Below are 26,850 nucleotides of genomic sequence, written 5' to 3' on the forward strand. Positions count from 1 at the left end.
CAGCAAAAATAGTTAATAAGTTTTTAACATGATAATGGACAAAGGCACAGCTATATGCTGCGCTTTCTCAATTGGCATATTCTCTGCACGGGTAACGCTGGCTACTGAAACAGTAAATTTCATGGCTTTGCGATCGAATTAGAGAATATTGCCTGGAGTCTACTGCAAATCCTACAAAGTCGTCATCTGGCTGATTACGGAATTCCAGCTAGAGAGTCATACTTTCTACCGCTGGCGTTGTCTTTGAACCTCAGTGTTCATCGAGCGTCCGATCTGCAAGTGCCGAAAATCCTGGTAGACGCACTGACTTACCAGCAGTCAATCGCAGCATTAACCACACGCTGACTAAAAAATATCCAGATGTCAGTAAACTATTTAACATTAATAGACGAAAATTTAACAACTCTGAAGCTTCTGCTCCAGCACTCAACAAGAAATATGCCAGCAACCAGCTTAGTGCTAGAGTGATAGATAAACGGCTGACGGCGAGTTTTTCTTTATGGTAATTGCTAATTGGTAATTGGTAATTGGTAAGTGGCTGGTGGCTGGTGGCTAGCATTGCTTCGTTGTCTTCCCGATCTTCCCGACTCCCGACTCCCGACTCCCGACTCCCGCTTCTTTCATAGCGATACAAAGTCCACAGTGAAGGAAAAAAGCCAATAATGGGGATGAGGTGAAAAAACAAATGCAGGCGATCGCTATTTAAATGCTCTGAGACTGTAAGCTTTTTCATATGATGTAATCGAATCCGAGCTTGGGGGGATGAGTTATGACAGCGGAGTTAGGGATAATAGGCTGCAAGGGACATTTGATTTAGTTCGCTCCCGCAACTGAGAAAATGCAGAAACGCATTATTATAGGTTGGTGGCAAGCAATGTCACCTTTGACGCGATTTCTGGCGATCGCGCTATTGGCTCCACTACTCGTACTCAATGCTTGGGCAATCTCCTCCATCGTTGATTACTTCCACTCGCTGATTGTTATTTTAGTCGGTGCTTCTTTACTAGCATTTTTGTTGAACTATCCGGTAGGCTGGATGGAGCAACAAGGCGCAAGGCGAGAACAAGTTGCTATTTTAGTCTTTTTGTTGGCTTTGTCGATTTTACTGGCGCTAGGTGTCACCCTCGTGCCTCTAGTGATTAGTCAGGCGCAGCAGCTCGTAACTCGTTTGCCAGAATGGATAGACTCAGGACGCTATCAGTTGGTGTTGTTGAATGATTGGGCTGAGGCTCAGGGTTATCCAATTAATCTCGATGCCTTAGTAATACAAATCAACGATCGCGTGAAGGGACAATTACAAGCGATCGCCGTCCAAGCATTAAACCTAGCTGTGGTGACAGTGACAAGCCTGCTAGATTTTTTGCTGGGCATGGTTTTGACATTTTATTTGTTACAGCATGGGGACGAACTCTGGCAAAGCTTAATCGCTTGGCTGCCAACACCCATTCGCCAGCCTTTTTCCCAAACTATCCGGTTGAGCTTTCAAAACTACTTCATCGGACAGTTAATTTTCGGTATTTGTATGGGTTCTGCCCTAACTGCCATTTTCTTGTGGCTGAAAGTGCCGTTTGGTTTGCTGTTTGGAATCACGATCGGGTTTATGGCTTTAGTTCCCTTCGGCGGTACAGTGGGAATTATTTTGACCACTTTATTAGTAGCGCTGCAAGATTTCTGGCTAGGTACTAGAGTTTTGGTAGCATCTGTCATCATTCAGCAGATCTTAGATAACATCGTTGCTCCCCGTATTCTTGGTAGCGTAACTGGATTAAATCCCGTATGGGTACTGATTTCCGTCTTAACAGGCGCTAGAGTTGGCGGTTTGCTTGGCGTAATCGTTGCCGTACCTACAGCAGTCGTGATCAAGACAGCCTTAAGTGCCGTGCGATCGCCCCAACTGACTGAAACGAGTTCTACCACTGCAACAGCTATGACAACAACTGAGAATCTTGCAGGGAGCAGGGACGAGCTGGGAGCAGGGAAGCGGGCAGAGGGCGAGGTTTCCAAGCGGGCGGAAGCGGAGGGAACCTCCGCATTGGAGCCGCGTTCGCCATCGGAGCCGCGTAGCAGGGAACAAGTAGTGAGTAGTGAGTAGTGAGCGGTGACCGTATAATTCCGAATTCGATTGCCCCTTGGCGATCGCCTTTAGCAAGGGCGCTGCACCTCAATCGCAGTCTGCCTTATGCCCGTTATCTTCAACTGGCAACTGTTCGACTTGATGGTCGTCCTGCGAATCGGACAGTTGTATTTCGGGGCTTTTTAGATAATAGCGATCGCCTCAAGTTTGTCAGCGATACTCGCAGTGAAAAATTTGCTCAGATTGAAGCTCAACCTTGGGCGGAAGTTTGCTGGTATTTTCCCACAACCCGCGAACAATTTCGTATTACTGGTACGCTAAAGGCGATTGCCTCTGATGATTCCGATCCAGAATTACAACAAGCCCGTACATTAAGCTGGCAAGAGTTAAGCGACTCCGCACGGCTGCAATTTGCTTGGGCGCATCCAGGTGAGCCAAGAGCCGCCGCCGATGCCTTCAATCCTCCAGCACCGCCCGCAGAAGTGCCATTACCGCACTTTTGTCTGTTGCTTTTAGAACCAGTCCAGATAGATCGCTTAGAATTGCGTGGCGACCCTCAAAACCGTACTATGTACACTTGGTTAGAAGGCGATCACACTTGGTCTACTCAAGCCGTCAATCCTTAAATCCCCGCACCATCTAAAAACTGCTGGATCACTTTATCTCTCATCTGACAGCTAGCAGCAGCGGGAAGAGACATGACTACAGAATCCTGGTGTGCTTGCTGCTGTTGTACTTTTTCTAGCTGTTGTTCTAAAGCTTCAATTCTGTCAACGAGAGCGCGAATGACCTCTGCTTCTGAGTCAGGTAAGCTACCGTGTTCCAAAGGATCGACTCTAGCCCCAGAACGGTAGATAATTCGACCTGGTACGCCAACAACCGTGCAATTAGAAGGTACATCGCGTAAAACAACAGAACCCGCTCCAATTCTGACGTTACTGCCAAGTTCGATATTACCGAGGACTTTTGCCCCCGCACCCACCACGACATTATTTCCCACAGTTGGGTGACGCTTGCCGCTTTCTTTACCCGTACCACCTAGAGTCACGCCTTGGTAGAGCAGAACGTCATCACCCACGATCGCGGTTTCGCCGATTACGACCCCCATACCGTGGTCGATAAAAAAACCCTTGCCAATTGTCGCGCCAGGGTGAATCTCAATCCCAGTTAAAAATCGGGCGATCGCGGAAATAAACCTTGGAATGAAGGGAAGACGCAGTTTGTAGAGTTGATGCGCTACCCGATGGAAGACAATTGCCTGTAACCCAGGGTAACATAACAGTACCTCTAGCCAGTTACGGGCAGCAGGGTCGCGGTCAAAAATAATCTTGAAGTCAGCAGCTATGGTAGATAGCACGGGTCAATGCCTAGCCAGGACAAAATTTTTACTTCTTTTATCTTATCTCTCACCGGGCGATCGATAAAGTTTATTCGCGTTCTTTGCAGTGTAGAAATCTCGACCTATTTTTTCCTAACTTCTCTACCTGGTTCCCAATCGTGCCTCCACTCCTATTGATTACCTTGCTACTGTTGACAGCATCGATGGTGACTAACATATTTGTCCTGACTCCTATAGAGTTAATCAGGCACGCAAATATACCGAATTGGTTACTTTTGGGCGGGCTGTTGTTAGTATTCCTTTGGTGTTTTGGGGAAGAGTAAGACGAAACTCTATAATTAAATTTCCTGCTCGATCCGTATCACTTTATGGCTTGACAGGCTTCGAGTGCTTCCCCTGAACGGACTTAGCCATTGCGCGTAAATCTTGCTCCCAGTCTGGCTGAGTCATGAGTAGAACTTCCGCCGCCTCGCTATCTGTAGGCTTCGAGAAGAAATAACCTTGTCCGTACTCGGATTTGAGCGCTTGTAGTTGATACATTTGAGTCTTTGTTTCTACACCTTCGGCAACAGCATTCATGCCCAAATTCCAAGCCAAAGCAACTATAGTCCGAATAATTTCTATTTTCTCCGGTTCGCAATCGACGTTATTCACAAACGAGCGATCGATCTTCAAAGTATCGATTGGTAGGCGATGCAGATAGCTTAACGAAGAATAACCCGTACCGAAATCATCAATAGAAAATTGAATGCCCATCGCTTTGAGCTGACAAATAACGGCAGCAGCAGCTTCGGCATTTTCCACCAACACGCTTTCTGTAATTTCCAACTTCAAACTCGTGGGAGCTAAGCCAGATTCCTGTAGAATCCGATCTACCTTCTCAATCAGATTTGACTGAGTAAACTGTTTGCCAGAAACGTTGACGCTGATGGTTAAAGGCGGCTCCGTAGGAAAGCGCTCTTGCCAATGCCGCGTTTGGTGGCAAGCTTGTTGTAAAACCCACCAGCCGATCGCGCAAATCAATCCCGTTTCTTCTGCTACCGGAATAAACTTGATGGGTGGAATCATACCACTTGTCGGATGTTGCCAGCGGACTAAAGCCTCAAAACCTGTGATTTTGCCAGTTTTGAGCGAGACAATCGGCTGATAGAAAACTCGTAATTCTTGCCGTTCCAGTGCCTTGCGCAGATCGGTTTCAATTTGCAATCTTGCCATAGCAAGATTGTGCATCGATGGATCGAAAGTCTGCGTCCGCGTACCAAGAGTTTTGGCGCGATGCATTGCTGTATCGGCATCTCTAAGCAGATCTTCTGGATATTCGTAATTCAGCGTACTCAAGGCAATCCCGATGCTAGCGGAAGCAAATACCTCATGTTCTCCCAAGTAAAAAGGCAAAGCTAGCCGTTGTTGAATGCGTTCGGCAATTCGGAGCGCCTCTTGCTCGTTTCCTATGGCTTCTAGCAGTAGAGTAAACTCATCTCCCCCCAAGCGAGCGATTGTATCCCCAGGACGCACGCAGGTTTGTAACCGACTCGCGAACGCCTTTAACATCCGATCGCCGCAGCCATGACCTAAACTATCGTTAATCACCTTAAACCGATCTAAATCGAGAAATAGCACCGCAAACAAATAATCTTCTTGGTGTTTTTGTTTGTCAATTGCCCGTCGCAAGCGCTCCATCAGTAAAATTCGATTTGGTAACCCCGTCTGCTCGTCATGATAAGCTTGATATCGCAATTGCACTTCTGCTTGCTTGCGCTCGGTGATATCAGTTTGAGAGCCTGCTATGCGGTAGGGTTTACCCTCAGCATCGCGCCAAGCTAATCCTTGAGACAATAGCCAGCGATCGCTGCCATCTGCTAACGTAATCCGATATTCGCTCTCAAACTGGGGCGTTCGTTCTGCTAAATGCTCGCCCAGCGCCATTTGTACGGCATTGAGATCGGCGGGGTGGATGCGTTGAAAAAACTCTGCGGCACTCGTTTGAGAGTTTTCCGCTGCTAAATCCATCAACATTTGCGATCGCTTAGATAAATAGATGCGATCGGTATTTAAATTCCAGTCCCACAGACCATCTCGCGCTGCTTGCGCTGCCAAAGCATACCTTTGTTCGTCCTGCAACGAGCTTTGGCTGGCTCGCCGTTCTTCTTCAATACCAATAGCTGCGGCAATAATATCGATTATTTTGCGATCGATCTCGCTGGGCATGTATTTGATTGTGTACCAGGCAGATAAACAACCAACAACTTGTTGCTGGCATTTGACGACTTTACCAATATATGTTTTGATATTATACGCCTGAATACTAGGCTCAGATTGAGCGTATTTTGTTGTGAGTAGGTCTGATAATACCCAAATTTCATCGCTATTTTGTTGAATGAGATCGTGACAAATTCGTCCCTCGGTTCGATTGACTCGATCGAATTCGGATGGCGTTTGCCACTGTCCTACTGCACGAAGCCCCCCATTATCTAGAAAACTATATAATGTGCAACTTGCTCCCAATAATTCCCCTAACAATGATGTTAATTGGTTAATATTTCTGCTTGGATCGGTACAAAAACTTAATAAACATCGATTAATTTTCGTTAATTTTGCTTCTATCTCCTTTTCCTTATTTATAGTAATCTCAGCTTGACGAATGCTATCATCTCGCTCGCTCTGTTCTACTGTTGGCGATCGCTCTAGCGATTTCAAACTCGAACGATAAATGAGGCTAACTGAGACAATTGCAGCCACGATACTAGCAATAGCGAAAACTGCAATCTAGAGATCGGCTGCTACAAGACTTTGAGCATGTTTAGCTAGCTGCTCCATAGAACTGCTATGTGCCTCTATTGCAATGTGGCGATCGACCCTTGAAACCAAAGATTGAGTTTTTGAATTTATGGCGATCGCAATGCATCCAATCGATACTCCCCAGATAGACGCACAAATAAATATAAAATTTAATCTTTGACGAATAGCCATCAAAACCCTATAAAAATATTTCAATACTAAGACGGTTCAAAAAATAAATCATAAATGACGCATGTTAATTTCTACGCTTGCATTTGCAAGGAAAAGGTTTCAGAAAGATACTGAAAAACTCCTTTCCATCGTGACAAAAATATTGTCTATCCTCAAGTGGGATCTTAATGATTTTTGTAGAGCGATCGCGACAATGGTAGTCTAGTATTACCAAATTTTACCTAAGTAAATTCAACGAATTTTTTAGTAAAAACATAGATGCAAAGGGAAAAATTACCGATTTTTACATAGTGTAGTGTGTGAGAATAAGTCGCAAGTTGCAAGTAATTCCCCCTGCTCGTGCGCTCGTGCGCTCCCTATTCACTGGCAACTGATAACTGACAACCAGTCACCAGTCCCTTTTCTGACTTCTACTTGGTAAAATTGAAATAATGTCACAATTTGCAAATTAGCCGACCGTAGCGAGTAGATTCACATGGCTTCTGAAATCGCAGTTGAAAAGAAAAAGTTAAAAAACCCTCCCTTAGATATCCGCTATTTGGGCGATCGCGCTCTGCGTCAACCTGCAAAACGCATCAGCAAAGTCGATGTAGAAGTTCGCCAGTTGGCGCGAGAAATGCTACAGAGTATGTATAGCGCTGACGGCATCGGTTTGGCTGCACCACAAGTAGCTGTATCCAAGCAAATCATCGTCATTGACTGCGAACCAGACAATGCCGCTAACCCACCCTTGATCCTGATCAATCCTACGATCAAACGTACCAGCAGCGATATCTGCGTGGCAGAAGAAGGTTGCTTGAGTATCCCAGGCATTTATTTGAACGTGACGCGCCCCCAAGCCGTAGAAATTGCTTATAAGGATGAATACGGGCATCCGCGATCGCTACAAGCTACAGACTTACTGGCTCGCTGTATTCAACACGAAATCGACCATCTCAACGGAATTGTCTTCGTCGATCGCGTCGAAAACAGGCTGGCTTTAACCCAAGAGCTGGCAAAGCATGGCTTCTCCATTAATGCAGTCAAACCTGTTGCTTGAGGAGATTTACCATGAATGCAATGACACCCAAAAGCGGCTTATTTCTTGGCGGCTGTTGTATTACGGCGATCGCAGCAGTTGGTTCGGTGTTCGAGCTAGCTTCCGGTCAACCAGATTTAGGTAACTTGAATACAGCGGTGATTCTTGCCATTAGTATTCCAGCCACAGTCCTCTTGTTTGTTGCTGCCGTGCGGAATGCAAACAGCGAGTGAATTCAGAGGAGATAGAAGCAGATAGGAAGAGACAGCTAGTGCTGGGATTCGATTGACAGAGGCAATCGGTACAAGTCCTTAAATTTATCTAGCAATTACCGGACTAAAGTATAAAATGATTTTCTTGAGAACAAGAGCGCAAGTGCAAACAGCCTTGATTCTAAACCCATAAATATTTAGTTGTTAGATTCTCTCCTGTCTCTTGTCTCTTGCTTTCTGTCTCCTCTTATTACCGATACTATATGACCGAACAACATCTTGCTGAAGGATGGTTGCGGCTATTACCGAATGCAGGAGAAGCTGGACTGACACGCAGTTACAGCCTTTCACCCGAGCAAGAAATGGCACTCGGGCGCGATCCTGCCTGCGATATCGTACTGGAATCGCAGCAGTATGGTATGGTTTCTCGCCATCATGCCACTTTCTACCCCCTACCTCAAAATCGGTGGCAGGTGTGTGACATGAACAGTAGTAACGGTACTTTTATCAACGGACAGCGCTTGCAAGGCTGTCGGGAACTCGTTCCAGGCGATCGCATCACGTTGGGCGAAGGTCGCGAAGCGTTTGCGAAGCATGGTCGAAGAGCATACCGCCTTCGGCATCGCGGCGCAGAATTCATTTTTGAATCTCATTCTCCTCACCCATCCAGTCTCATCCCGCCACCTGTATCGCCGCTGACTGAAGCGGAAGTCAATTTTTCTCACTTATTTCCGATTATCTCTACGGCTAAAGACTTAACTCGCAAAGCTTTTTTAATTCCAGGTATTTTCACAGTTATATTTGTCGTATTAATGTTTGCTACTGTCGGTCAACCAAACGCGATTCACTTCAATCAACTCTTGGTTGCCACCTACTTGAGTAGCGCCGCTTATTATTTTGTCTATCGGCTTTGTGGAAAAATTAAACCTTGGTGGCTCCCAATTCTTGCTGCCACAGCTACAGCACTCATTCTGTTTAGCCCTATCTTACCCCTATTTATCTTTATCTTCCGTCGCATCTTACCAGGAGATTTACCTAACTCTCTTATAGCGCTTAGCTTTCCCGAATTATTCTTGCGGATGTTCGTCGGGGCTGGCTTAATGGAAGAGTTTCTGAAAGCTTTACCCGTCCTGGGGGCATATGCTTTAGGACGACGACTTGCTTCTCCTTGGCGTGAATGGATTGGGATCTGGGAACCTTTAGACGGCATTCTACTGGGAACTGCCTCAGCTGTGGGCTTTACCTTGGTCGAAACATTATGGCAATACGTGCCAGAAATTGCTCAAAACGTGGCGACGTCAGCCGGACAAGCTGCTGGTCAAATTGTGGGATTGCAATTACTGATTCCGCGTATCATTGGTGCAGTTGCTGGACATATGGCAGATAGCGGATATTTTGGTTATTTCATTGGTTTAAGCGTACTCAAACCGCGTCAACGTTGGCAGATCTTGAGTGTGGGATATGTCAGTGCAGCCGCACTTCATGCTTTATGGAACTCTACCGCTGCTTTTAGCGGCTTGCTCCTAGTCGTGGTAGGTGTTCTATCGTATGCGTTTTTAACAGCAGCGATTCTCAAAGCCAGAATGCTCTCACCAACGCGATCGCAAAACTTTGCCACTCGCTTTTTGGAAAAGACACCTAGAAGACCAGATTAAGAAAATTTTGAATTTTAGATTGAGTTAATTGCTCTCTAAGATATCGCCCCTCACTCCTTGCCCCGCTCAGCTTGCAATTGAGATATAGCGTAGCGAGCGATCGCCAAACTGATTTGAGCGCGTTCGATCTCAGATCGCACTTCCCAGTCTTGACCGTAACGATTGAGCGTGGATTCGATCGCGGTAGTAGATGGCTCAATGCTACTGCGCATACTGTAGGCATATGGACGAGCGAGAATTAACAGATCGTCTTCCGAACAATTCGGTAATAATTCTTGTACGCACTGTACCAATTGTTGCGCCATAGATTTTTGCGTCGCTAACATGTCAGTTGCTTTATGAGCAATCGCTTGTAACCAAGCTGTCGGCATGTAAGCTGCAAATCGCTGTTGCAAAGCGATCTGAAGAGACTGCTCGTCTGTCGCGCTAGCAGACACAGTTGTTGGCTTAGTATTCTCCCATAACTGTTCCACGCTAGCGAGGAAATCTGGCGCATGGGCAGAGAGTTCCTCTTCCCACCAGTCTTCTTGCTGTAATTGCTGTTCTTGTTCGAGAAAGAATGCTTCTGCCGCTTCTTCAGCAGGGTTCCAGGGATAAGTTGCTGTTTCAGAGGCAAGTAGTGTTTCTAATAACTCTAATTCAGTCAGCAACCGATGCCGTTCGTTAATTTCAGAAGACTTGAATTCGTTTGTCATTGTACAATTCATCATGGGTGTCTGCAAAAACGCTGTATGAGTAGCTACACCACCTGAACAGCCATTTCCGCAACTACATAAATTATGCAAATAAGATTGGGGATCGCAGTATCTTTGCTGCAATTTTGCAGTATTTAATTGCAGTTTTTGCATAAAGCATCTTGCTTTTTCCCTCTCTTTACTGCATGAAGTGCGAATTAATTCCAGCTTGAGAAGACAGAGGGTATTCTCATAAATCGGCGAGCGAGCAACCCTTTGCTACGCAGATCTGCGTCAATTGAAGAAATTCAACAATTAGCTGGTACATTTACTTTTCTCCATAAAAAATTTACTTTGGTCTTAGTTGTATGGCAGCAGTTCTCAAGACGGAGCTTTACGCAAAAATATATCAATTTTTTCTTCTTTCTGCCCTCTGCCTTCTGTCTTCCTTCACTCAGCTTCAGTCTTCAACAATAAATTCGTAGGTTTGACCCTTATGGCTGCCGAATTTTAACTTCATTCCCGATTTTAGCGGGACTTCCTCACGATATACATTTTGCCAGCGATCGCTACTGGGTAGATTTGACAGCAAAGTCCCGAAACGAGAATTATCTCGTAAGAAAAAAGTCGTATCGCCGCGATCTTGACGGCAATAGATTTCTGCGTGTCTTTGGCTGACCCAGCCTTCTTGAACTACAATATCATTCTCTGCCAGACGACCTACCCTTACTAATCTCGTACCTAAATGCCAGACTTGCTCTGGAGCAGAAGTAGAACGCAATTGCGCCCGTACTGGTGGGTATACTGTTGTACCCGCGACCGTATCTTCTGGTAGCTGAGTAATTTCGTCGCGAGCGGGTGCGCCGAGCAACTCCCCATCAAACTCTGGATGCATGTAGAGGATGGGTAGCGTCCAAGCATGAGAAATATATTTATAAACAGCTAGTAGTTGCTGTCTGGCGATCGCCGCCGCACGATCGATCGGCGAACCTGCTGCTAACGCCTGGGTAAAAACTTGAATAAAACTTAAAGCTTCTTCATCGGCAATTTCATCTCGCATTCCCAGTACTGCTGGTACGCCGTGATGAATCAAGACTTCTGCTAAACTGCTACGCGGTAAAGGTTGTCCGTTATCAAATGCGGGTTGCGCTCCCCAACAAGCATTAATGGCGCATAGTTTGACTTGAGAACGTGCTAGTACATGGGCTAACTCCGTACCGTCAATCGCCACCCCAGGGCGTAAAAACAACAATCCTCCATTTGGAGCGCTTAAACCATGACCGGAATAAAAGAAAATATTGTAAGCTTGAGTTTCTAGCTGCGAGATTAATTCTTTAGGAGTAGGTTGTAGCAAAGTGTCTACCCGACAGGGAACCGTTGCCAAATTTCTCCTTTCAATTGGTTTGAGTTGTTGAAAGCTTCTCAGAGTGTGTTCGAGAATTTTTGCTTCTGTTTCCAACTGCAAGCTTCCGGCTTCGGTGTCTTGTCCCAAAACCAGCAAAACATTTAAACCCTGACTGGGTGGTAACGAAATCAGGGAACCAACATCGTTAGTCGTGCGACTGAAAAAGACTTGTGGCGCTTGCAGTGGCGAAGGTAGGGAGATAGCTGGTTTTCCAGCCTGAGGCTGCATGATTTCCCAAGGCAAGGCGATGAGATCCGGCTCTCGAATATCTATTCTTAGCCGTAATGGTTTTCCTTGTCCGATCGCAATCCCTTGGCTCTTTTCCAGACTCATTTGTACTTGTCCCTGAAAAATCCACTGCCAAAGGTTGATGCATAAATGTTGCATCAAACGCCCCCCTTGTCCGTTGGTTTTTCCTCCAGGATAGGCAACGATTTCTGGAACTAAATCCAAGGTCTGGGAAATTATCTCTGGAGAAATTGGTGGTGATGAGCGAGGCGCAAACATTGCCTGCCAAGCTTGCCAAGCCTGCACCAATCTAGGAGACAAAACACAATCATGTTTCACATATCCCCCAGGATAAGGGGCTTGCACTACCCAAATGGCAAAGTTATCTTTACCGGCATTGGCAAGACGTTCGATTGCTAAACTCAAGCAGGGAATGTCAGACTGGGACATCAATAACCACGATCGCTGTCAAAACTCGCAAATATGCAACTGTCTTAGTTTAATAGTTTATTTAACTGGGAGCTAGAGGCTAAGGTTATGAGAAACAAGTCACAAGTCACTCCTCATAAGTCACAATTAAAAACACGCACCACTCTTTGCCGATCGCTTTGTACAGACGTTACATGTAACGTCTCTACACTGACAACTGACAACTAAAACTGATAACTGGTCGCAGTTCTTCGGCTCTGTTACTTATCATCTTGTCCTCCTGACTCTCGATTTCCATCTCCTGTCTCTGTTGGCAACGACTGAAATCTAGAACACGGATTGTCTCCACCTGACAATTCTTTGAATCGTCGATCTAGTTCAGTATTTGCAATCCAAGCATTGTCTCCTCGTTTCAATCGCCTGCGATCGCCGGTTGAAGATGGGTTAGAGGAGGCGGACAATTTAGGAGTTGAGCAAACTTGGAGCTGCGTCCAAGCAGTACTTTGTTGGCGAGAAAGCGGTTTTGGCTCGCCCAGGACTTTCACTATACTCCTCTGTGGCAAAATAAACTCAGGCGAATCGGGTCGGGGTGGATCGGTAGAAGAGTTTGCCGATTCTGCTTGGCGCTTGAGGGGAGTTGCTTGCTGAGCCTCATAGATTCTTTCAGGCGATCGCGAAACATTTGCAGTATCAGTACTGTTACTCGAAGCCACCGGCGGCTCCTGTGGAGCGATTTGTTCTGTACCGTTACTACCTGCTGCTGTTGGGTTTCGCTCTCGCCAATTTTGGCTGTAAGCCAGCCACAGTCCTCCTGCCGCACTCAAGAGTAAACCAATTCCCAAGACTAGCGGGAGCAACCACTGCCGCGATTGTTGCGGTGGTGGTAGTGGTGAGAGTAACTGCGTATTGGCGATCGGGACGTAGTTCTCGATCACATCTTCCGTTGGTGGTTCTGAGAGAGTTACGGCAGATGAAGATGAGCTGACCGCACCATTACTCGTTTTGTCTAGCGACTGACTGTAACCAAGCGGAGTTTCTGGCTCCTGCACCTTCACCTGACAATGTACTAAAGCAACAGTAATATTATCGTGTCCGTTGAGGTTGTTACCAAGTTCTACAAGCTGCTTAGTTGCTGTAGCGACATCCATATTCCCATCTAAAATTGGCAAGATTTCTGTTTGCCAGCACCGATCGACTAAATCGTAATCGCTCAAACCATCAGAACATAAGAGGAATACGCAGTCTTCATCCAACACAAACCGCTGTACCGTGGGATGTACCGATGCACTCATGCCGATCGCTTGGACGAGAGAACCAGCCGAGGGTTGTTGTAGTGCTTCCCGATAGACAGCATAACCCAACCGTACTTCACGGGCGGCTACGTCATCATCTAGGGTTATTTGATGGCAACCCGTGCGCGTCACCCAGTAGGCGCGGCTATCACCAACGTGAGCAATATATATTTCATGTTGATGCCCTACTGCCATCACCAAGGTTGTCCCCATTCGCTGTCTCCCTTGACGATGCTCTTTGTCGTTACGGCTACTGATACATTCGTTTGTCTTGCGCGTAAACTGTTCTAGAGCATGACTGAGGGTATTCGGGTCTAAACTTGCTTCATCTAGCGGCAGCTGTTGTACCTGGTGCTGTAGCGTTTCGATCGCTAGACTGGAAGCGACGTTACCTCCTTCGTGTCCGCCAATCCCATCGCAGACAATTGCGATCGCTTTTGCTTCTGGTGGTTTAGCAAGTGTGGTGCCGCTGGCTGGATAGCAGGCATCTTCATTTCGCTGACGGCTAGGACCAGTATCGGTGCAAGTACTAATCTTGAAACTCCGACTGGGGGCAATGTCTCTATTCGTAATGTTTTGCCCTAATTCCAACAATCCTCGATCCAGACACGCTAGCAATTGCTCCGAGTTGACGATTTCTCCTTGTTGCAACTCTTGGCTTAATTGTTCTATAAATCCACTCACGCTTGGTCGAGCCTCTTTAGCAAGCTGCGACCAAGATTGACCGAGTTGCGCTAGTGTGGGACGTTCGGCATCATCCAATTGTAATTGCAACAGCCTTAGTAACGATCCTTCTACTCGTAAAAACTGAGGGACGAGCAAGCTAGACGCTACGCCTTCGCTATATAGGGGTTGCCATAGTTGCGCAATTTGCCATAACCAATTGAGCTGGCGTAAGCTAGAGACAGACTGCCAAACAGCAGTCATCTGAGGCATTAACTGTCCTGCTGTTAACACACCATCGGGATAAATCGGTGCTTGTTCCAACAGCAAAATTTCTTTTTCAGGTGGTTCGCGATCGAGCGATATTAATCCGTATACCTGCGGAACTTGGAGACGATACGCTACCAGTCTCAAATAAGGTCTAATTTCATTAGAAATATCTAAATAAGGAGAGTCTAGCAGTAAACCAGGTTGAGTATCTAAAACAATTCGCTCGGCTTTGAGGTAAAAGCGCTCCGCGATCGATGTTCCGATCTCGTGGAGTTCTGTGCCTTGCCCGACAACCCACAAGTAACGTTTAATTAAGGATGTACCGCAGCGCTGACAAAACTTGTCGCCTTCAGAGTTGGCAGCCTTACACAGATCGTTTGGACATTGGATCGTTACCTCATTATTTTGCATAGCTGGCGCACCGATTAGCCATATTAAATCAATTTAAAACAGCAGACGTAAGAGACGATTAAACTGCTCATTCATGTTTATATCTCTATATTTAGCTTCCCGCACGGCAATTGCGCTTCTGTTCTTATATTTTTGCAAGATCTGGATGCAGTTGTTACCTCACTTCCACCCAGATGATTTGAGCATTAACTTTAACAAGCTTTGACTATCGATTGCAAACATGAATTTTGAATAAATTGTGATTTAATCGCTTGGCGCAAGCAGCTAAATCTGCTACAGTCCTACCCACTAGTGTAGTCTCTCGCATTCAGCCGAGTCTGATTCGCGATCTATCTACTACTTTAGCGATTTCAATCCGATTGTTTAGCTTAGTACGCCCTGTGTTTAGAGCCGAGGCGAGCAATTTGCAGACCTAGCGTCTTGTAGGTAAGTATTTCCTACTTACGAAGGAGGCGATCGCGAACCGATATTCTTAAATTTTAAGTAGTGAATTTGTCATTCGTTTTTAAGAGATTACAACAATTATGGATAACAACCAAGAAAAAGAAACGCATCGTGCAGTTAATCCTGGTGATGTTATCGCTGATGAGAAGCAATCAGTTGAAGAGAAAAAGCAACAACTTGCTGTAGATTCCCCAGATATCACTGGCGACCATATTCAAGTTCCTACCTATTTTGCTGTAGAAGAACCAGATGGCGAAGAAAAAGCTTTACACCATGTCAAAGACGCAGAAGAAATTTCTGATGTCATTCGCCAGTCAAGAGTTGACGAAAACGGCGAACGCACTTGGTGGTAGCTCCCGTACTCGCTGTATTTCGCTTTAGAATGAAGGTCTTTGTGAGATGAAAAGCAGTCGCACTTGAGCGCGAAATAGTTATTTAAAAAAGGGGCGCATTGTGATGCGTCCTTTTAATTATCTATTCCTTACTCCTCTATCGATTATCTTCCACAGCAACTTGTGGTAGTCCCATACTGTAGTTGATCGCCCGACTATTCAAGTTGTAACTAATCCGACCGCTTTGTAGCAGCGATCGAATTAAGTGTTCCAAATCCGAGCCAATGCGGCGTAGATTGTAATCGGTCAAATCCGCGCCACTGTGAGACTCCACCAGTTCGTCAAATTTGCCGTATACCGTTTGTAATGCATCTTCATTCCAAGTTAATTCATTATCGGGGTCAACATCTAGCGTCAACACCTGATTGCTAGGAACGAGTTCGCCATCTTCATTAACTTCCGCAGAGAAAATCCGAACGTGGCGGGTTGTGGACTTAAGTAGCTGCTCTTCCATAAGTAGGGATTCTAACTTGACTTTATGGTATTGAGTTTATTCTATAGGAGTTGGTTGACAGTTGTTGGTCACAAGTCACAAGTCACAAGGTCGCTGATAACTGATCGCTGACTACCGAGCAGCAATCATTCCAGTCTGACGAGCATAAGCAAAAATACCACCAGCATCAATTACAGGTTTAATCTCTCCTAGAGACTTTAGAGAATAGGTTTGGTCTAGCGTATGATTAATGATTTGATTTTTGTCAAAGTCAACCGTGACTTCTTGTCCAGTCACGAAGCGATCGCACAGTCGCTCGCCAGACTCCCAAGGATATAATTCGCCTGTAGAAACACAATTACGGAAGAATATTCGCGCGTAAGATTGAGCGATGACTGCTTTCACTCCAGCAGCGCCAAGAGCGATTGGAGCATGTTCGCGAGATGACCCGCACCCAAAGTTTTCTCCAGCAATAATAATTGGATAGCGTGTTTTCATGTCATCGGCAGCAATAAACTTGCCGTAGCGATCCGGTAAGCCAATCATGGCGTAACTACCAAGCTTCTCATACTCATCCGGCTTAGAAGGAACTAGCGTTAAATATTCTGCGGGAATGATCTGATCGGTATCGATATTATCATCAACTACAAAAATTAAACCGCGAACGCAAGTACTCATTAACAGCAGTCTCCAAAGGCTTATACCATGATATTTTATTTATCCTATCGCTGGAAGAGACGAGAGAAAGCCATCGAGAGTTACGGAGAATTTACCATGACTCACGACTCGCTTCGCGGGAAGACAAATTTTTAACAAGTTATCCTGCCCTAAGTTACTGAGACAAGCTTAAATTACTGAAACAAATCGTCGTGATTATTTATACTGAATTAACTGAGTGACAGATAAAGTCCAGAATTGACATGGAATGGTTTCAGGTGGAGACCTTTTCCAGTAAGCGTCAGCAATAGTACCAACACTAATACATCTAGTTTTGTAAAAATTAAAACTAAACTTTATCCGTAGCGAAGGCAAAATCCAAAAAACTATTGAAAGCCTTACAAATTCCTTACACAAACTTTACTGTAATTAATCTTAAAGGTTGAATAATAGTAGTTGTCTCTTAAATCGACTCCTAAATTTTCATCATATAACCTGGGCTGGCACACGCCGTTTACTGTATCTATGAACGTATAACGAGATCGGTAAATGCAAATACGACATTCTTTACAAAACTACTATCTGCTACTAGCTGGAGCGCGATGCAAGCACTTTTTGCCAAGCAGGAGGTTTGGTAAAAAATACCATAGGAGGGAGACAAGAGCCAAGCACCGAGCATCAGTGGATGGGGAAAGCTACTAGCAATAACTGCTTGGAGGTGCTTTCATCAGCATCAGCTAGAGTCTCAACTAAATGTTTGGTAAAGCTAGCGATGCTGAGAGCAATGTATTTCAGACAACTCTGCTAGCAACTGCACACCCAATTAGAATTTGTTTAAAGCAATGAATCCTGACGCAGCATCACATCCAAATCGACAGCTAGAAGTCGGTGTTTTCGAGTGTGAAATTCATTTGAAATTTCGACTGATTGAAGAAAATTGTGTTTTGAACGATCGCGAAAAATTATTAGAACTCTTGATTGACGCATTTACAGCGGGTGCAGATGAATACTTAGAGCCTTTGCACTCCTGCGTGAAAACCAAAGAGATCTCTGAGCTAGAAGCCTCTCCCCACATGCGTCGTCAACTGATGCGACTGCGCAATTCTTCTAACCTCACATAGGCTCGATCTGCTAGAGATCGAGTGGAGCGAATTTTTTCTGCTGAAAGTGTTGACAGAACTCGTTAGATTCGCTAACCTAGATAAGGTTGAACTCAGACGCGCCCCCATCGTCTAGAGGCCTAGGACACCTCCCTTTCACGGAGGCGACGGGGATTCGAATTCCCCTGGGGGTATATGAAAAACAAGAGTGGTAGTTTTTACTACCACTCTTGTTTTTTTGTGCCAAGACTTTTTCATCTGCTCAGAAGCTCCCTGCTCAGAAGCTCCCTGCTACATATAACTCCTCAACGCGGCGGCGAATTGCTAGCAGGTTCGATCGCAAATCCTGCCGCAGGCGGCGCTCGACAATTGCTACAGGCATAGTACGCTTGGGCAATACTCGCACTGTATAACAGAGATTTGTGCCTGGATTTTCACAGACAAAGTAAGGTTCTAGCAGCCACTTCCCAGAATAAGCTTTTAAATCTCCCTCAACCATGTCGAAATGAATTTCGTGGGGAAATTTTTCTTCTAAATCTAAAACGACTCTTGCAGAAAAGTTGAAACGCAGCAATCGCTGAGTTCCAACTTGCTCTAAGCGAATGCCACCATGAGGATGAGCTAGCCGCCGACTCACCGCTAAGTTGGGAATAAAATCGGCTAAGGTGTCGTAGGCTGTCAAAACTTGCCACACCTTTTCTACGGGGTGGGAGATCTGAATTTTAGCGGTAATTTGGCGTTGGCGGTGTGCCAATTCTTCTGTTTGTACTTCCACATCCTCGGTTGAAGATGCAGCATCGATGTCGTCGCCATTGGTATCATCAAGCTCGAAATCGAAATCGGATTCGTCGTACTGTTGAGTCACTGTTCGATGATAATTAAACTTTAGATAGTTAAACTTTAACGAGCAAAGGTCTGTGGTAGGGTCAGAGTGAAGCAGGTTTCGTAGACAGCAGAATCATCGGTCGGATTGCTAGTTACTTCAATATTGCCATTTAAATGCTGTACTAAGCATTTTACTAAAGCGAGTCCCAATCCAGTACCCTGAATAGCCTGCTGTGTCACACCTTGACCGCGCCTAAATTTTTCAAATATATACTTTCTTTCTTCTTCAGAAATACCAGCACCAGTGTTGATCAGTTGTAAAACAATTTGGTTGAGCTGAAGATCGACTTGATGCGTGACTTGCAAAACTACAGTTGTATCTGGGTGAGAATACTTCCCGGCATTGGTTAGAAGTTCTTGAAGAATGCGATCGAACGCTTCCTCGTCTGTTTGCGCTAGTAGAGAAGATTTTGGGATATCTAACTGAATGCTTAATCCTTTATCTACCCAAGTTTGTCTGAAAGACTGAGATAAGGCTTGCAGTTTAACTTTGAGATCTATAGTTTCTAATTTCAGCGGTGCTTGGTTTGATTCAAGTTGCTGAAGCTTGAGCAAGTTAGCAATCAAGTTGATTTCTCGATCGCACTGTTCTTCTAAAATGTCCAAATACTTAGCCTGACGCTCTGGAGTAATTCCTTGTTGCCGTAACATCCGAATCGCCAAACTCATGCTAGTTAGCGGCGTGCGTAACTCGTGGCTCATCGTACTGAGGAACTCATCCTTTAACTGATTGAGTTGACGTAGTTGTTCGTTGTGCTTGCGGGTTTTCTCATAAAGTAAACTTTGAACTTCCAGACTGCGCTGGAGTTGCAAAGTCCGGTCGTCTACGAGAGATTGTACCTGACGTAGCGTTTGGTTTTGAATAATTGCCGTTCCAATTTGGGCGCAAACCAACTCTACCAGCGATAATTCTTCTGGATGCCAGTGGCGATCGCGACAGTGTTGCAAAACTAAAAAGCCTAATACTGTCCCTTGGCTTTCGATCGGCAAAATTAAGGCAGAAGGAAATTGCGAAAAATCAAAAATTGGGGCTAAACAAGATGTTAGATCGCTCAACTGTAGATCGCTTTGACTGGCGATCGCTACTGGTTGCGGTGAATTCATGAGCGCTTGTTGGCACAACCCACACTCGGAAAGCCAAAAAGACTGTTCGACGCTCTTGCTATGATGCTCTCCACAAGTATATGCTTTTACATCCTGACTCCATTCGCTGGCAATTGTTGCTTTAGCTCTAGGTAGTTTTTCCCTGACTCTGTTTCTCAGTTGTGGCTCGACATACTTCAATAACAGAATTGAGCCGCGATTTACTGCCAAAGCTTGAGCTGTACTCGCGATCGCCATTTGCAGCACTTGATTCAGCTCCATCGAGCTGCGGCTAGCAACTGTTAGTTGATTAAGTAAAGCTTTAGTACGAGCAGCGGTCTGGATTTGCCGTTGCAGAGTAGCTATAGACTGTGCTTGGGCGAGGTGAGCGAGCGCCATCGAGAGCGAGGTCATGAGTTGTTGAGCTGCATTTGCAGCTAGCTCCCCCCACTGATAGACATCGTAGCAAAGCAAGCTAATCACGCTAGCGAGCTGATTTTGCTCCCAAATCGGAATTTGTAATACTGCTTTAATTGTAGGTGGTAGGTCTTTATCTTCTGTCAGCACTTCATGCTTTAACGCATGAAGATTGTCAATTGCCAGCAGGCTAGCTTGAGTGGGAATTGTTGCTGCTAACTTTTGGAGTGGCTGAAGGAGTTTTTGTTGCGAGACGGGGACAGTTGCATTAGAGTACCACGAACCAACTACTGATGTTTCTGTGACTCCGGGGGCAAACGTAATTATACAGCCATCTACTTGAAACGCTTCTCCAAGTAATTTGGCAATTTGCGTTAGTGCTGTTTCTGAGTCAGAGTGATTCAATGCGGCTTGAAGGATCTGTTGTCCCAGTTGAGCTAAGTCTTCTGCTGGCTGCATTCGTGTGAGGGAGAATTTGGGCGATCGCTCTGGTAAGGATGAGTGTGATGAAATGGAAACATGTTTCATCAGTGAGGTTTTTGTAGATGATAACCGGACAACTTCTGTTGATAGCGATTTGAGTGTATCCCTACTCCAGCGGTTGATAGCAGATTTTTTATAAACAGTCCAGTCTTGGCTAACACGCTTTCTCACCTTAGATTACTCCTTCCTACTTAGGATGCCCAAATTAGCCAGAGCGCGACCAAGCAGGTACTAAATTTAAAAAAACTTAGATCGACTTCTACCGCAACAGTAAAATTTATATTTTCGATTATCTAGATTATCTTGCTTCAAAAATCGCTGGATCGGTATTTTCCCTGATTATAAAAGCTGTGGGTCGGAGGTACTCCGCAGATTCCGTTAGGTAATTTCCCTCTATATCTTAAGTATGCCTTCCGTACCATTCAGGAGACAGGATAGAGGGCTTATGGGGGGTAGGGAGATGTAAGAGAGCTGAGGGGGATAAGGGAGACAAGGGGGACAAGGAGGACAAGGAGGGAGACAAGGAGGCTGAGGGAGAAAATACTGCTCCCTACTCCCTGCTCCCTGCTCCCTTTTATCCTGCCAAACTTTCCATACTCAAGGGTACTAAGTCGCCATTGCTGGTAAATCCTAACATCATAGCCTCTTGTGGTTGGATTGTTTGTCCCGTCAAAACGCAGCGTTCCTCTGTTTGTGCTGTCGCTGGAATACTAGCGCGGATATCAGCGCGGGAAAATTTCGGTTTCCAATCACCTGATTTTTGCTGTACGTAATTCCACAGAATATCTCGGATCAAAGCTTGATATCCTTGGTTACCGGATATCTCTTTTAATTTTTCTTTTAATTCCCTCTCTAGACGGATGCTAGTAACTTCCATTTCTGTTGTGGGAATACGAGTGAGTGTATGCATCATGAAATCTCCTTAAAAGATCTAGACAACTCAGTAATACAAGTGTAGTATCTTTAAAGTAAGGATTAAATAACTCTCTGCATTAGGTGTCACTTCAGTGAAACGTTTAGGCTTCATCTCTCCTCTACTGGCTTGCGCCAACTGTCTCGGCAGTTGGGAATCAGTAGCTATGGCGGTGGAGTCTTTATTTATGGGTGGTGCAGCCAGATTTTGGCGGCTAGGCGATCGCCTCCGTCAAGCACAATCCGCAAGAATTAACGATAATTTTGGCTATGGAAGCATCGGGCTGCATTCGTCAGAACCACTAACACAACTAGATAGCGGGAGGTACAGGTATAAAACTGTACCGTCATCAGGATAAAACCACTTACAGGAATTTCAGCCCCCGCTTCTGAATTAAGCAGAAACGGGGGTTTTTATTTGGTGTTTTCTACCTAGAAATTTCTCAATACAACATTTTTTATAGGAGGAGTACGCCTGTGATTAGCGCCAGTCAAGTGTTAGAGCAACCTGTGGTCGTGTTTTCGCAAAATTACCTACCCATTAGCCGCATCAACGTCAAGCGTGCGATCGCACTGTTGATGCTGGGTAAAGCTGAAGCACTTGATTTTGGGCAAGAGACAGAATTATTTGTGCGATCGCCCAATTTAGTCATGGCTGTTCCTTCCTATATTCGTCTAACGTTTACCAGTACAGAACGAATTTGGAAGATTCCCCCTGTGAATCGCAGGGAAGTGTTACGAAGAGACAATTACGCTTGTCAATATTGCGGTAATAACAAGCGCTTGACAATCGATCACGTCATTCCTCTATCTAAGGGTGGACTACATACGTGGAATAACGTTGTGGCAGCTTGCGAACAATGCAACCAGTATAAAAGCGATCGCACTCCCCAGCAAGCAGGAATGTTACTGCACTCTAAACCTAAAGCACCGATTCATCCAACAGTTGCTTTTGCCGAAAAATTCTGGCGCTCGGAGCATCTCCCGCCAGACATAGGAGGAAACTCTATCTCATGCTGAAATTGAATTACACTGAAACTGGTTTTCACTTAGAGCATTTGACTCAATCCTTAGAAGAGTGGCTTGCAATGCGAGCCATATTCGCCCTGCGCGTAGGCGAATCCATTTGCATAGAACCTAGCACAGCTTCATTTCTTTTACCTGTCGATTTACCACAGTTGAATTCACTCGCAACCGCAATCGAACGATATGGGACAGATGAAGTTGCATTAGAAAAGTGCGACGCAGAATATGTGGAAATCTGCTTGCAAGGATTTTGGTTAGCATCTGATGCTGAGAATGCCGCAGGCGTGTTTGTCACATCTTTGTCTTACGCGATCGAGTTGTTGTTATTTCATTTGTGGCAAGAATCTCAAATGAGCGCTGCAATGAGCGATCGCTAGGTATTAGGGCGCATGGATTTATTTGTGCGTCCTAATTATTGGTAATTGGTGTTCTTCTTTGCATCTATTTTGTGAATAAACACTTTGCGTCTTTGCGTCTTTGCGTGACACAAAATCGTAGCTATTACTGATACGCGCATACCTCTTCGCTCGGGCGATCGCACCTGGATAAATAAACTCTCAGTACTGCCACTATATAATACAGCTTTGTATTACGCACAATCCTAGTTTCTGCAAAGGTTACAGCCAGTTTCAAGCAAAGTTTCTCCAATCCCTTGACATTTTTGTAGTATATTTTGTATTATAATTGTAGTGAGTCGAAAGACAAATCTAATCCCGAAACAACAATGTTTTACATTCAGATAATTAATCGAGGTGAAAAACCTTCAGGTTTTCCTGGCGATAAGTTTGATTTTAAATGCGATCGCACGGCATTAGAAGCAGCACAAAAGAGAAATTCTCGCCGCGCAAAAGCCAACGCTATCGAAATCGTGCGTAATATTCAACAGGATTATTACTTAGAAAATCGATGGTATTTGTAATAGTTAAAAGCTTGTTTTTCAACCTTAAAAACAGAATATTAGCGCCTGTGTGAAGAACAGGAGGGCGTTGATTCGATTCCAACCTGGGGGATTGTCGTTGCCTTATAGCTCAATGGTAGAGCGACGCGCTGTTAACGCGGGGGTTGTAGGTTCGAGTCCTACTGTCCCCATTTTGGGAAAGTCAAAAGTTGAAAGTTAAAACAAAAGATATATGGCAAAAAAATTTATGTTGTTAGTAAGAAACAGTATAGCAAAAAAGCAATTAAATTCATTTTTTAGCAACTACATTGCCTGGAAAGCAAGACTAAACTGGATTCAGCAAGTTTAGATAGATTTCAGCGATCGATGACACACAAATATGTACAAAAAGCAAAAAGAACCTAACTTATTAGGTGCTGGCTGGCAACCCCTAAATCGAAATATCGATCTAAATTATCTTTGGGAAACTTGGTCGAATAATCCGTGGGAAGTGTCTCACAAAGCTATGAATGTAGTCAGCTATATTGCTGATGCACTCGGTCGAGAACACTATGCTTGGTGGGCAAATTTCTTAAACTTATTTTACGAAAGTACGCGAGAAGAAATTGATGAGTTCTGGAACTTCATCACGCCCGAACCACTTACGCCAGATAATCGATATAGAGATACTTTATCGGTTGAAACACCTGTTGTTAAGTCAGTATCACGCGATTTAATTCCGCTCGAACAAGTTCTGTTAAAACTACAAGAGATGACTATTTTTAGACTCTTAAGTTTTTTAGGTCGTCCAGAGCTAATTATGCAGTACAGTACTGGAAAATATTTCTATTACCCACCAGAAAAATTTGTTGAATGGAATAAACTTAAAAGTATCGGTAGTATTTTCGCGTATTGGTCGGAACATGAAATTTGGCTGAGAATCGATCCGTTGTATAGTATGGATCGCGATCGCCGTTATACTATAATGGCAAAGAAACTCGCACCATTAGTAAATAAAGTCACTTACGATCTTGCCGTGATGTTAAGTGGCTACCAAAGCCGGATCGGACAAGTTCACAGCCAATTTGCGATTAATTCTTTTCCGGCTGACGTACAAAGTTTTACTGATGCCGTTCAAGAGAAAGTTTTTACCCAAAACCAATTGGCTGTATTAGTGTATGGTAATCCTGGTACGGGGAAAACGGTTTGGGCGCAAGCCGTAGCAAAAGAAATTCTCGCACCACTGGGATATATTATTTTTATCCTCGACCACGCAGCGGTAGAGAATTTCGTTCCGCCTAGTTATTTGGAACGAGTTTGCATCATTATTAACGAGGCTGATAACTTAGCTCCCGATCGCTCTACAGAAATCGCTCAATCAAATTATAAGACCGAGCGGATTCTCAGCTTACTCGATGGCACGTTGTATCAAAGTGTCATTGATGAATCGGGCATTCAGGAGCAACAAAAGTTAGTCGTGTTGATGACTTGCAATACGACAGAAAGATTAGATCCGGCAATGTTACGCAAAGGAAGGATAGATTTGATGTGCGAGTTCGCGCACCAATTCGTGTAATTCGATCGCATCGGATTCAATTCTGCTGAGAATTGAGCCGCTTTGTTACCCAACTCGCTAACCCGCTAATAATCGTTCCAGCCATGAGAATACCGATCGCGGGAGTAAAAACAGGTTGCCACAGCTTATACCATAAGTCTAAACCCAAAGGTAAATGCAAGACGTGACCAGCAACCGCGATCGCCAGCCAGAAGAAAGCAAAGAGGACGAGAAAAAAATCTGCTACTAAGGCGAGATTTATCCATTTGAGAAATTGCTCTTTCATATCAATTTCATAGATATTTCTTCAACAACAGTCCCAACTTTTCTTGAGTTGCCACAGGCACTTTATTCAGGGGTGTAAGAATAGCATACTTTAAAGCGGAGTGCGCTTCTGAGGCAGGAGGATTTTTACTCAAGCGCCGTACCGTTTCTTGAATCACCATCTGGGCATTCTTGGCATTACGTTGCAGGTTAGCAATTACCATCTCGACGGTAACGCTATCATGGTCTGGATGCCAGCAGTCATAATCTGTTACCAGGGCTAGGGTAGCGTAGGCAATTTCTGCTTCTCTGGCTAACTTTGCCTCTGGTAAGTTGGTCATACCGATAACCGTTGCACCCCAACTACGGTACAGGTGGGATTCTGCTTTGGTAGAAAAGGCTGGACCCTCCATGCAAACGTAAGTTCCGCCACGATGTAAGGTAACATCTGAAAGATTGAGACTGGCGATCGCCTCAGCTACAACTCCCGCTAGCCGATCGCATACTGGATCGGCAAAAGCAATATGGGCGACGATTCCCTCGCCAAAGAAAGTCGAGATACGATTTTTCGTGCGATCGATAAATTGATCGGGTACGACCATATCTAAAGGTTTCGCTTCCTCCTTCAAAGAACCAACAGCAGACGCAGAGATGATGTATTCTACGCCTAACTGTTTCATCGCGTAGATGTTGGCACGAAAAGGTAATTCTGAAGGTAAAAGCGTATGATTGCGACCGTGACGGGCGAGAAAGGCTACCCGCGATCCTTCTATGGTTCCCACAATTAATGCATCTGAGGGCGCACCAAAAGGCGTATCCACTTGCACCTCTTCTACATCCTGAAGTGCTTCCATTTTGTAGAGTCCACTGCCTCCAATGATACCAATTTTTGCCTCTGCCACGATTTTCGCTCCACGCAATGCCGCAACGTCAGATTATTCTAAGGCAAATAAGCAACAAAAAACCGCTCCAATCAATTTGCAAGATTGTCAAGCGGCTGACTTTTGGAGTATTTAGCTGTCTCCAATATTTGCAGGATTAGATGATTCCCGGTCCTTTGTGGCGTTGGTCGCCTTCTTCAGTCAGCTTGCCTTGTTCGTCTTCATCCAGTGCTTCGACTGTTTGCTGGCGTTCGGCTTCTTCTGCTTCTTTAATAGCGGTGCGATCGCCTGGAGTTTCGTAATACATTTCGGGTTCAACTGCATAGTTATTGGCTAAACCCTCTTGGTCTACAGTAGCGCCGCCTGTAACGTTGAGGCTTTCAGCACCAGCTTGTTCTTCAGCTGTTTCCCGATAATCTTCACCTTCACGATCCATACGAGCTGCTACCTCTGCTGGAATGATGCCCCGATCTGCTGTCGAGGTATCCATCTCGTCATTACGGGTAACTTTTTCTTTAGATCTTGCTTCACTCATGAATTTTTCTCCCAATAAATTTGTTTATCGTTGGGATCAATGTAAAACTTTCCTTTAGCTAGATGGATCTACCTTTTGGAGAGTTTGTGTTAGATATAAGAATTGAATATCTCTATCTCAAGATGTAATTCGAGTTACATTCGTCAGCAGTCTTTAATAGCTCAAAAACTAAAAAATACAATAAAGCTTAGTTATTTTATGAAGTCATATCATAGTTTTTGACTGCTGACTGCTGATTTCTGACCTCTTGTTGTCATATTTGCATC

General features: G+C 44.8%; 27 protein-coding genes and 2 tRNA genes. 14 read left to right on the forward strand and 15 right to left on the reverse strand.

The genetic code is table 11. The features are described 5' to 3' along the window. Nucleotides 1-250 precede the first annotated feature (250 nt). Entirely contained in the window at nt 251-733 is a 483-nt protein-coding gene (locus tag N4J56_RS25450; RefSeq protein WP_317108982.1) for a hypothetical protein, read from the reverse strand. A gap of 105 nt (nt 734-838) precedes the next feature. On the opposite strand from N4J56_RS25450, the gene N4J56_RS25455 reads away from it, so the two are divergent. Next, nucleotides 839-2,092, forward strand: a complete 1,254-nt coding sequence (locus N4J56_RS25455) for an AI-2E family transporter (protein ID WP_317108983.1) — start codon at nt 839-841, stop codon at nt 2,090-2,092. Beyond that, nucleotides 2,092-2,700: an Npun_F5749 family FMN-dependent PPOX-type flavoprotein gene (locus N4J56_RS25460; RefSeq protein ID WP_317108984.1), complete on the forward strand. Its 609-nt coding sequence runs from the start codon at nt 2,092-2,094 to the stop codon at nt 2,698-2,700. The genes N4J56_RS25455 and N4J56_RS25460 overlap by 1 nt, the downstream gene beginning before the upstream one ends. On the opposite strand, the gene cysE is transcribed toward N4J56_RS25460, so the two are convergent. From cysE to N4J56_RS25475, 3 genes are all read right to left on the reverse strand, one after another. After that, entirely contained in the window at nt 2,697-3,431 is a 735-nt protein-coding gene (cysE, locus tag N4J56_RS25465) for a serine O-acetyltransferase (RefSeq protein ID WP_015156424.1), read from the reverse strand. The genes N4J56_RS25460 and cysE overlap by 4 nt on opposite strands. A 348-nt stretch (nt 3,432-3,779) precedes the next feature. Continuing rightward, nucleotides 3,780-6,152 (reverse strand): putative bifunctional diguanylate cyclase/phosphodiesterase, encoded by a 2,373-nt coding sequence (locus tag N4J56_RS25470; protein WP_317108985.1) that lies wholly within the window; start codon nt 6,150-6,152, stop codon nt 3,780-3,782. A 27-nt stretch (nt 6,153-6,179) separates the two neighbouring features. Then, nucleotides 6,180-6,383 (reverse strand): hypothetical protein, encoded by a 204-nt coding sequence (locus N4J56_RS25475; protein WP_317108986.1) that lies wholly within the window; start codon nt 6,381-6,383, stop codon nt 6,180-6,182. 475 nt (nt 6,384-6,858) lie between these two features. Here N4J56_RS25475 and def point away from each other — a divergent pair, with 475 nt between their 5' ends. The 3 genes from def (at nt 6,859) to N4J56_RS25490 (ending at nt 9,268) form a co-directional block, all read left to right on the forward strand. Beyond that, nucleotides 6,859-7,422 (forward strand): peptide deformylase, encoded by a 564-nt coding sequence (gene def / locus N4J56_RS25480; protein ID WP_317108987.1) that lies wholly within the window; start codon nt 6,859-6,861, stop codon nt 7,420-7,422. A gap of 11 nt (nt 7,423-7,433) precedes the next feature. Then, complete coding sequence (locus tag N4J56_RS25485; RefSeq protein ID WP_201278346.1) at nt 7,434-7,634, forward strand: hypothetical protein; 201 nt, start codon at nt 7,434-7,436, stop codon at nt 7,632-7,634. A gap of 242 nt (nt 7,635-7,876) precedes the next feature. Then, the gene (locus N4J56_RS25490; protein WP_317108988.1) at nt 7,877-9,268 is read left to right on the forward strand and encodes a PrsW family glutamic-type intramembrane protease; all 1,392 of its coding nucleotides are present in this window, start codon (nt 7,877-7,879) and stop codon (nt 9,266-9,268) included. A gap of 50 nt (nt 9,269-9,318) precedes the next feature. Here N4J56_RS25490 and N4J56_RS25495 read toward each other — a convergent pair whose 3' ends face one another. The 3 genes from N4J56_RS25495 to N4J56_RS25505 all read right to left on the reverse strand — a co-directional run bounded on the left by N4J56_RS25495 (nt 9,319) and on the right by N4J56_RS25505 (nt 14,640). Then, a complete protein-coding gene (locus N4J56_RS25495) occupies nt 9,319-9,963 on the reverse strand; it encodes a hypothetical protein (RefSeq protein ID WP_317108989.1) in 645 nt (214 codons plus the stop codon). 439 nt (nt 9,964-10,402) lie between these two features. Beyond that, a complete protein-coding gene (locus N4J56_RS25500) occupies nt 10,403-12,025 on the reverse strand; it encodes a CHAT domain-containing protein (protein WP_317108990.1) in 1,623 nt (540 codons plus the stop codon). Between the two features lie 239 nt (nt 12,026-12,264). Then, nucleotides 12,265-14,640: a protein phosphatase 2C domain-containing protein gene (locus N4J56_RS25505; protein ID WP_317108991.1), complete on the reverse strand. Its 2,376-nt coding sequence runs from the start codon at nt 14,638-14,640 to the stop codon at nt 12,265-12,267. 524 nt (nt 14,641-15,164) lie between these two features. On the opposite strand from N4J56_RS25505, the gene N4J56_RS25510 reads away from it, so the two are divergent. Next, nucleotides 15,165-15,437: a hypothetical protein gene (locus tag N4J56_RS25510; protein ID WP_317108992.1), complete on the forward strand. Its 273-nt coding sequence runs from the start codon at nt 15,165-15,167 to the stop codon at nt 15,435-15,437. Between the two features lie 136 nt (nt 15,438-15,573). On the opposite strand, the gene N4J56_RS25515 is transcribed toward N4J56_RS25510, so the two are convergent. Beyond that, the gene (locus N4J56_RS25515; RefSeq protein WP_015156433.1) at nt 15,574-15,930 is read right to left on the reverse strand and encodes an NAD(P)H-quinone oxidoreductase subunit M; all 357 of its coding nucleotides are present in this window, start codon (nt 15,928-15,930) and stop codon (nt 15,574-15,576) included. Between the two features lie 111 nt (nt 15,931-16,041). Then, nucleotides 16,042-16,587 carry a 3-isopropylmalate dehydratase gene (locus tag N4J56_RS25520; protein ID WP_317108993.1) on the reverse strand — a complete coding sequence of 182 codons (546 nt, stop codon included), beginning with the start codon at nt 16,585-16,587 and terminating at the stop codon, nt 16,042-16,044. A gap of 821 nt (nt 16,588-17,408) precedes the next feature. Here N4J56_RS25520 and N4J56_RS25525 point away from each other — a divergent pair. Further along, nucleotides 17,409-17,687: an Npun_R1517 family heterocyst differentiation transcriptional regulator gene (locus N4J56_RS25525; RefSeq protein ID WP_039713858.1), complete on the forward strand. Its 279-nt coding sequence runs from the start codon at nt 17,409-17,411 to the stop codon at nt 17,685-17,687. A 100-nt stretch (nt 17,688-17,787) separates the two neighbouring features. Next, a tRNA-Glu gene (locus N4J56_RS25530) sits at nt 17,788-17,860 on the forward strand. An 83-nt stretch (nt 17,861-17,943) separates the two neighbouring features. Here N4J56_RS25530 and N4J56_RS25535 read toward each other — a convergent pair. The 3 genes from N4J56_RS25535 to N4J56_RS25545 form a co-directional block, all read right to left on the reverse strand. Next, nucleotides 17,944-18,531: an SRPBCC family protein gene (locus N4J56_RS25535; protein WP_317108994.1), complete on the reverse strand. Its 588-nt coding sequence runs from the start codon at nt 18,529-18,531 to the stop codon at nt 17,944-17,946. A gap of 35 nt (nt 18,532-18,566) precedes the next feature. After that, nucleotides 18,567-20,705, reverse strand: coding sequence for a GAF domain-containing sensor histidine kinase (locus tag N4J56_RS25540; RefSeq protein WP_317108995.1), 2,139 nt, complete (start codon nt 20,703-20,705; stop codon nt 18,567-18,569). Nucleotides 20,706-21,108: 403 nt separating this feature from the next. Further along, nucleotides 21,109-21,444, reverse strand: a complete 336-nt coding sequence (locus N4J56_RS25545) for a hypothetical protein (RefSeq protein ID WP_039714601.1) — start codon at nt 21,442-21,444, stop codon at nt 21,109-21,111. Between the two features lie 97 nt (nt 21,445-21,541). Between N4J56_RS25545 and N4J56_RS25550 the strand changes: the two genes are divergently transcribed. The 6 genes from N4J56_RS25550 to N4J56_RS25575 all read left to right on the forward strand — a co-directional run bounded on the left by N4J56_RS25550 (nt 21,542) and on the right by N4J56_RS25575 (nt 24,925). After that, nucleotides 21,542-21,805, forward strand: a complete 264-nt coding sequence (locus N4J56_RS25550) for a hypothetical protein (RefSeq protein ID WP_317108996.1) — start codon at nt 21,542-21,544, stop codon at nt 21,803-21,805. 118 nt (nt 21,806-21,923) lie between these two features. Next, nucleotides 21,924-22,466, forward strand: a complete 543-nt coding sequence (locus N4J56_RS25555) for an HNH endonuclease (RefSeq protein ID WP_317108997.1) — start codon at nt 21,924-21,926, stop codon at nt 22,464-22,466. Beyond that, nucleotides 22,460-22,849: an alr0857 family protein gene (locus N4J56_RS25560; RefSeq protein WP_317108998.1), complete on the forward strand. Its 390-nt coding sequence runs from the start codon at nt 22,460-22,462 to the stop codon at nt 22,847-22,849. Before N4J56_RS25555 ends, N4J56_RS25560 begins: the two co-directional genes overlap by 7 nt. A gap of 347 nt (nt 22,850-23,196) precedes the next feature. Continuing rightward, complete coding sequence (locus tag N4J56_RS25565) at nt 23,197-23,391, forward strand: hypothetical protein (RefSeq protein ID WP_317108999.1); 195 nt, start codon at nt 23,197-23,199, stop codon at nt 23,389-23,391. 104 nt (nt 23,392-23,495) lie between these two features. Continuing rightward, nucleotides 23,496-23,561 (forward strand) — tRNA-Asn (locus N4J56_RS25570). Nucleotides 23,562-23,749: 188 nt separating this feature from the next. Next, nucleotides 23,750-24,925: an AAA family ATPase gene (locus N4J56_RS25575; protein ID WP_317109000.1), complete on the forward strand. Its 1,176-nt coding sequence runs from the start codon at nt 23,750-23,752 to the stop codon at nt 24,923-24,925. Between the two features lie 16 nt (nt 24,926-24,941). Here the strand turns inward: N4J56_RS25575 and N4J56_RS25580 are convergent, their stop codons facing one another. The 3 genes from N4J56_RS25580 to N4J56_RS25590 form a co-directional block, all read right to left on the reverse strand. Further along, complete coding sequence (locus tag N4J56_RS25580; RefSeq protein ID WP_015156445.1) at nt 24,942-25,190, reverse strand: hypothetical protein; 249 nt, start codon at nt 25,188-25,190, stop codon at nt 24,942-24,944. A gap of 7 nt (nt 25,191-25,197) precedes the next feature. Continuing rightward, nucleotides 25,198-26,070, reverse strand: coding sequence for an S-methyl-5'-thioadenosine phosphorylase (locus N4J56_RS25585; protein ID WP_317109001.1), 873 nt, complete (start codon nt 26,068-26,070; stop codon nt 25,198-25,200). Between the two features lie 136 nt (nt 26,071-26,206). Beyond that, nucleotides 26,207-26,584 (reverse strand): hypothetical protein, encoded by a 378-nt coding sequence (locus N4J56_RS25590; RefSeq protein ID WP_106168905.1) that lies wholly within the window; start codon nt 26,582-26,584, stop codon nt 26,207-26,209. Nucleotides 26,585-26,850: the final 266 nt, after the last annotated feature.

It is taken from the genome of Chroococcidiopsis sp. SAG 2025 (assembly GCF_032860985.1).
In the GTDB taxonomy this organism is placed as follows: Bacteria; Cyanobacteriota; Cyanobacteriia; order Cyanobacteriales; family Chroococcidiopsidaceae; genus Chroococcidiopsis.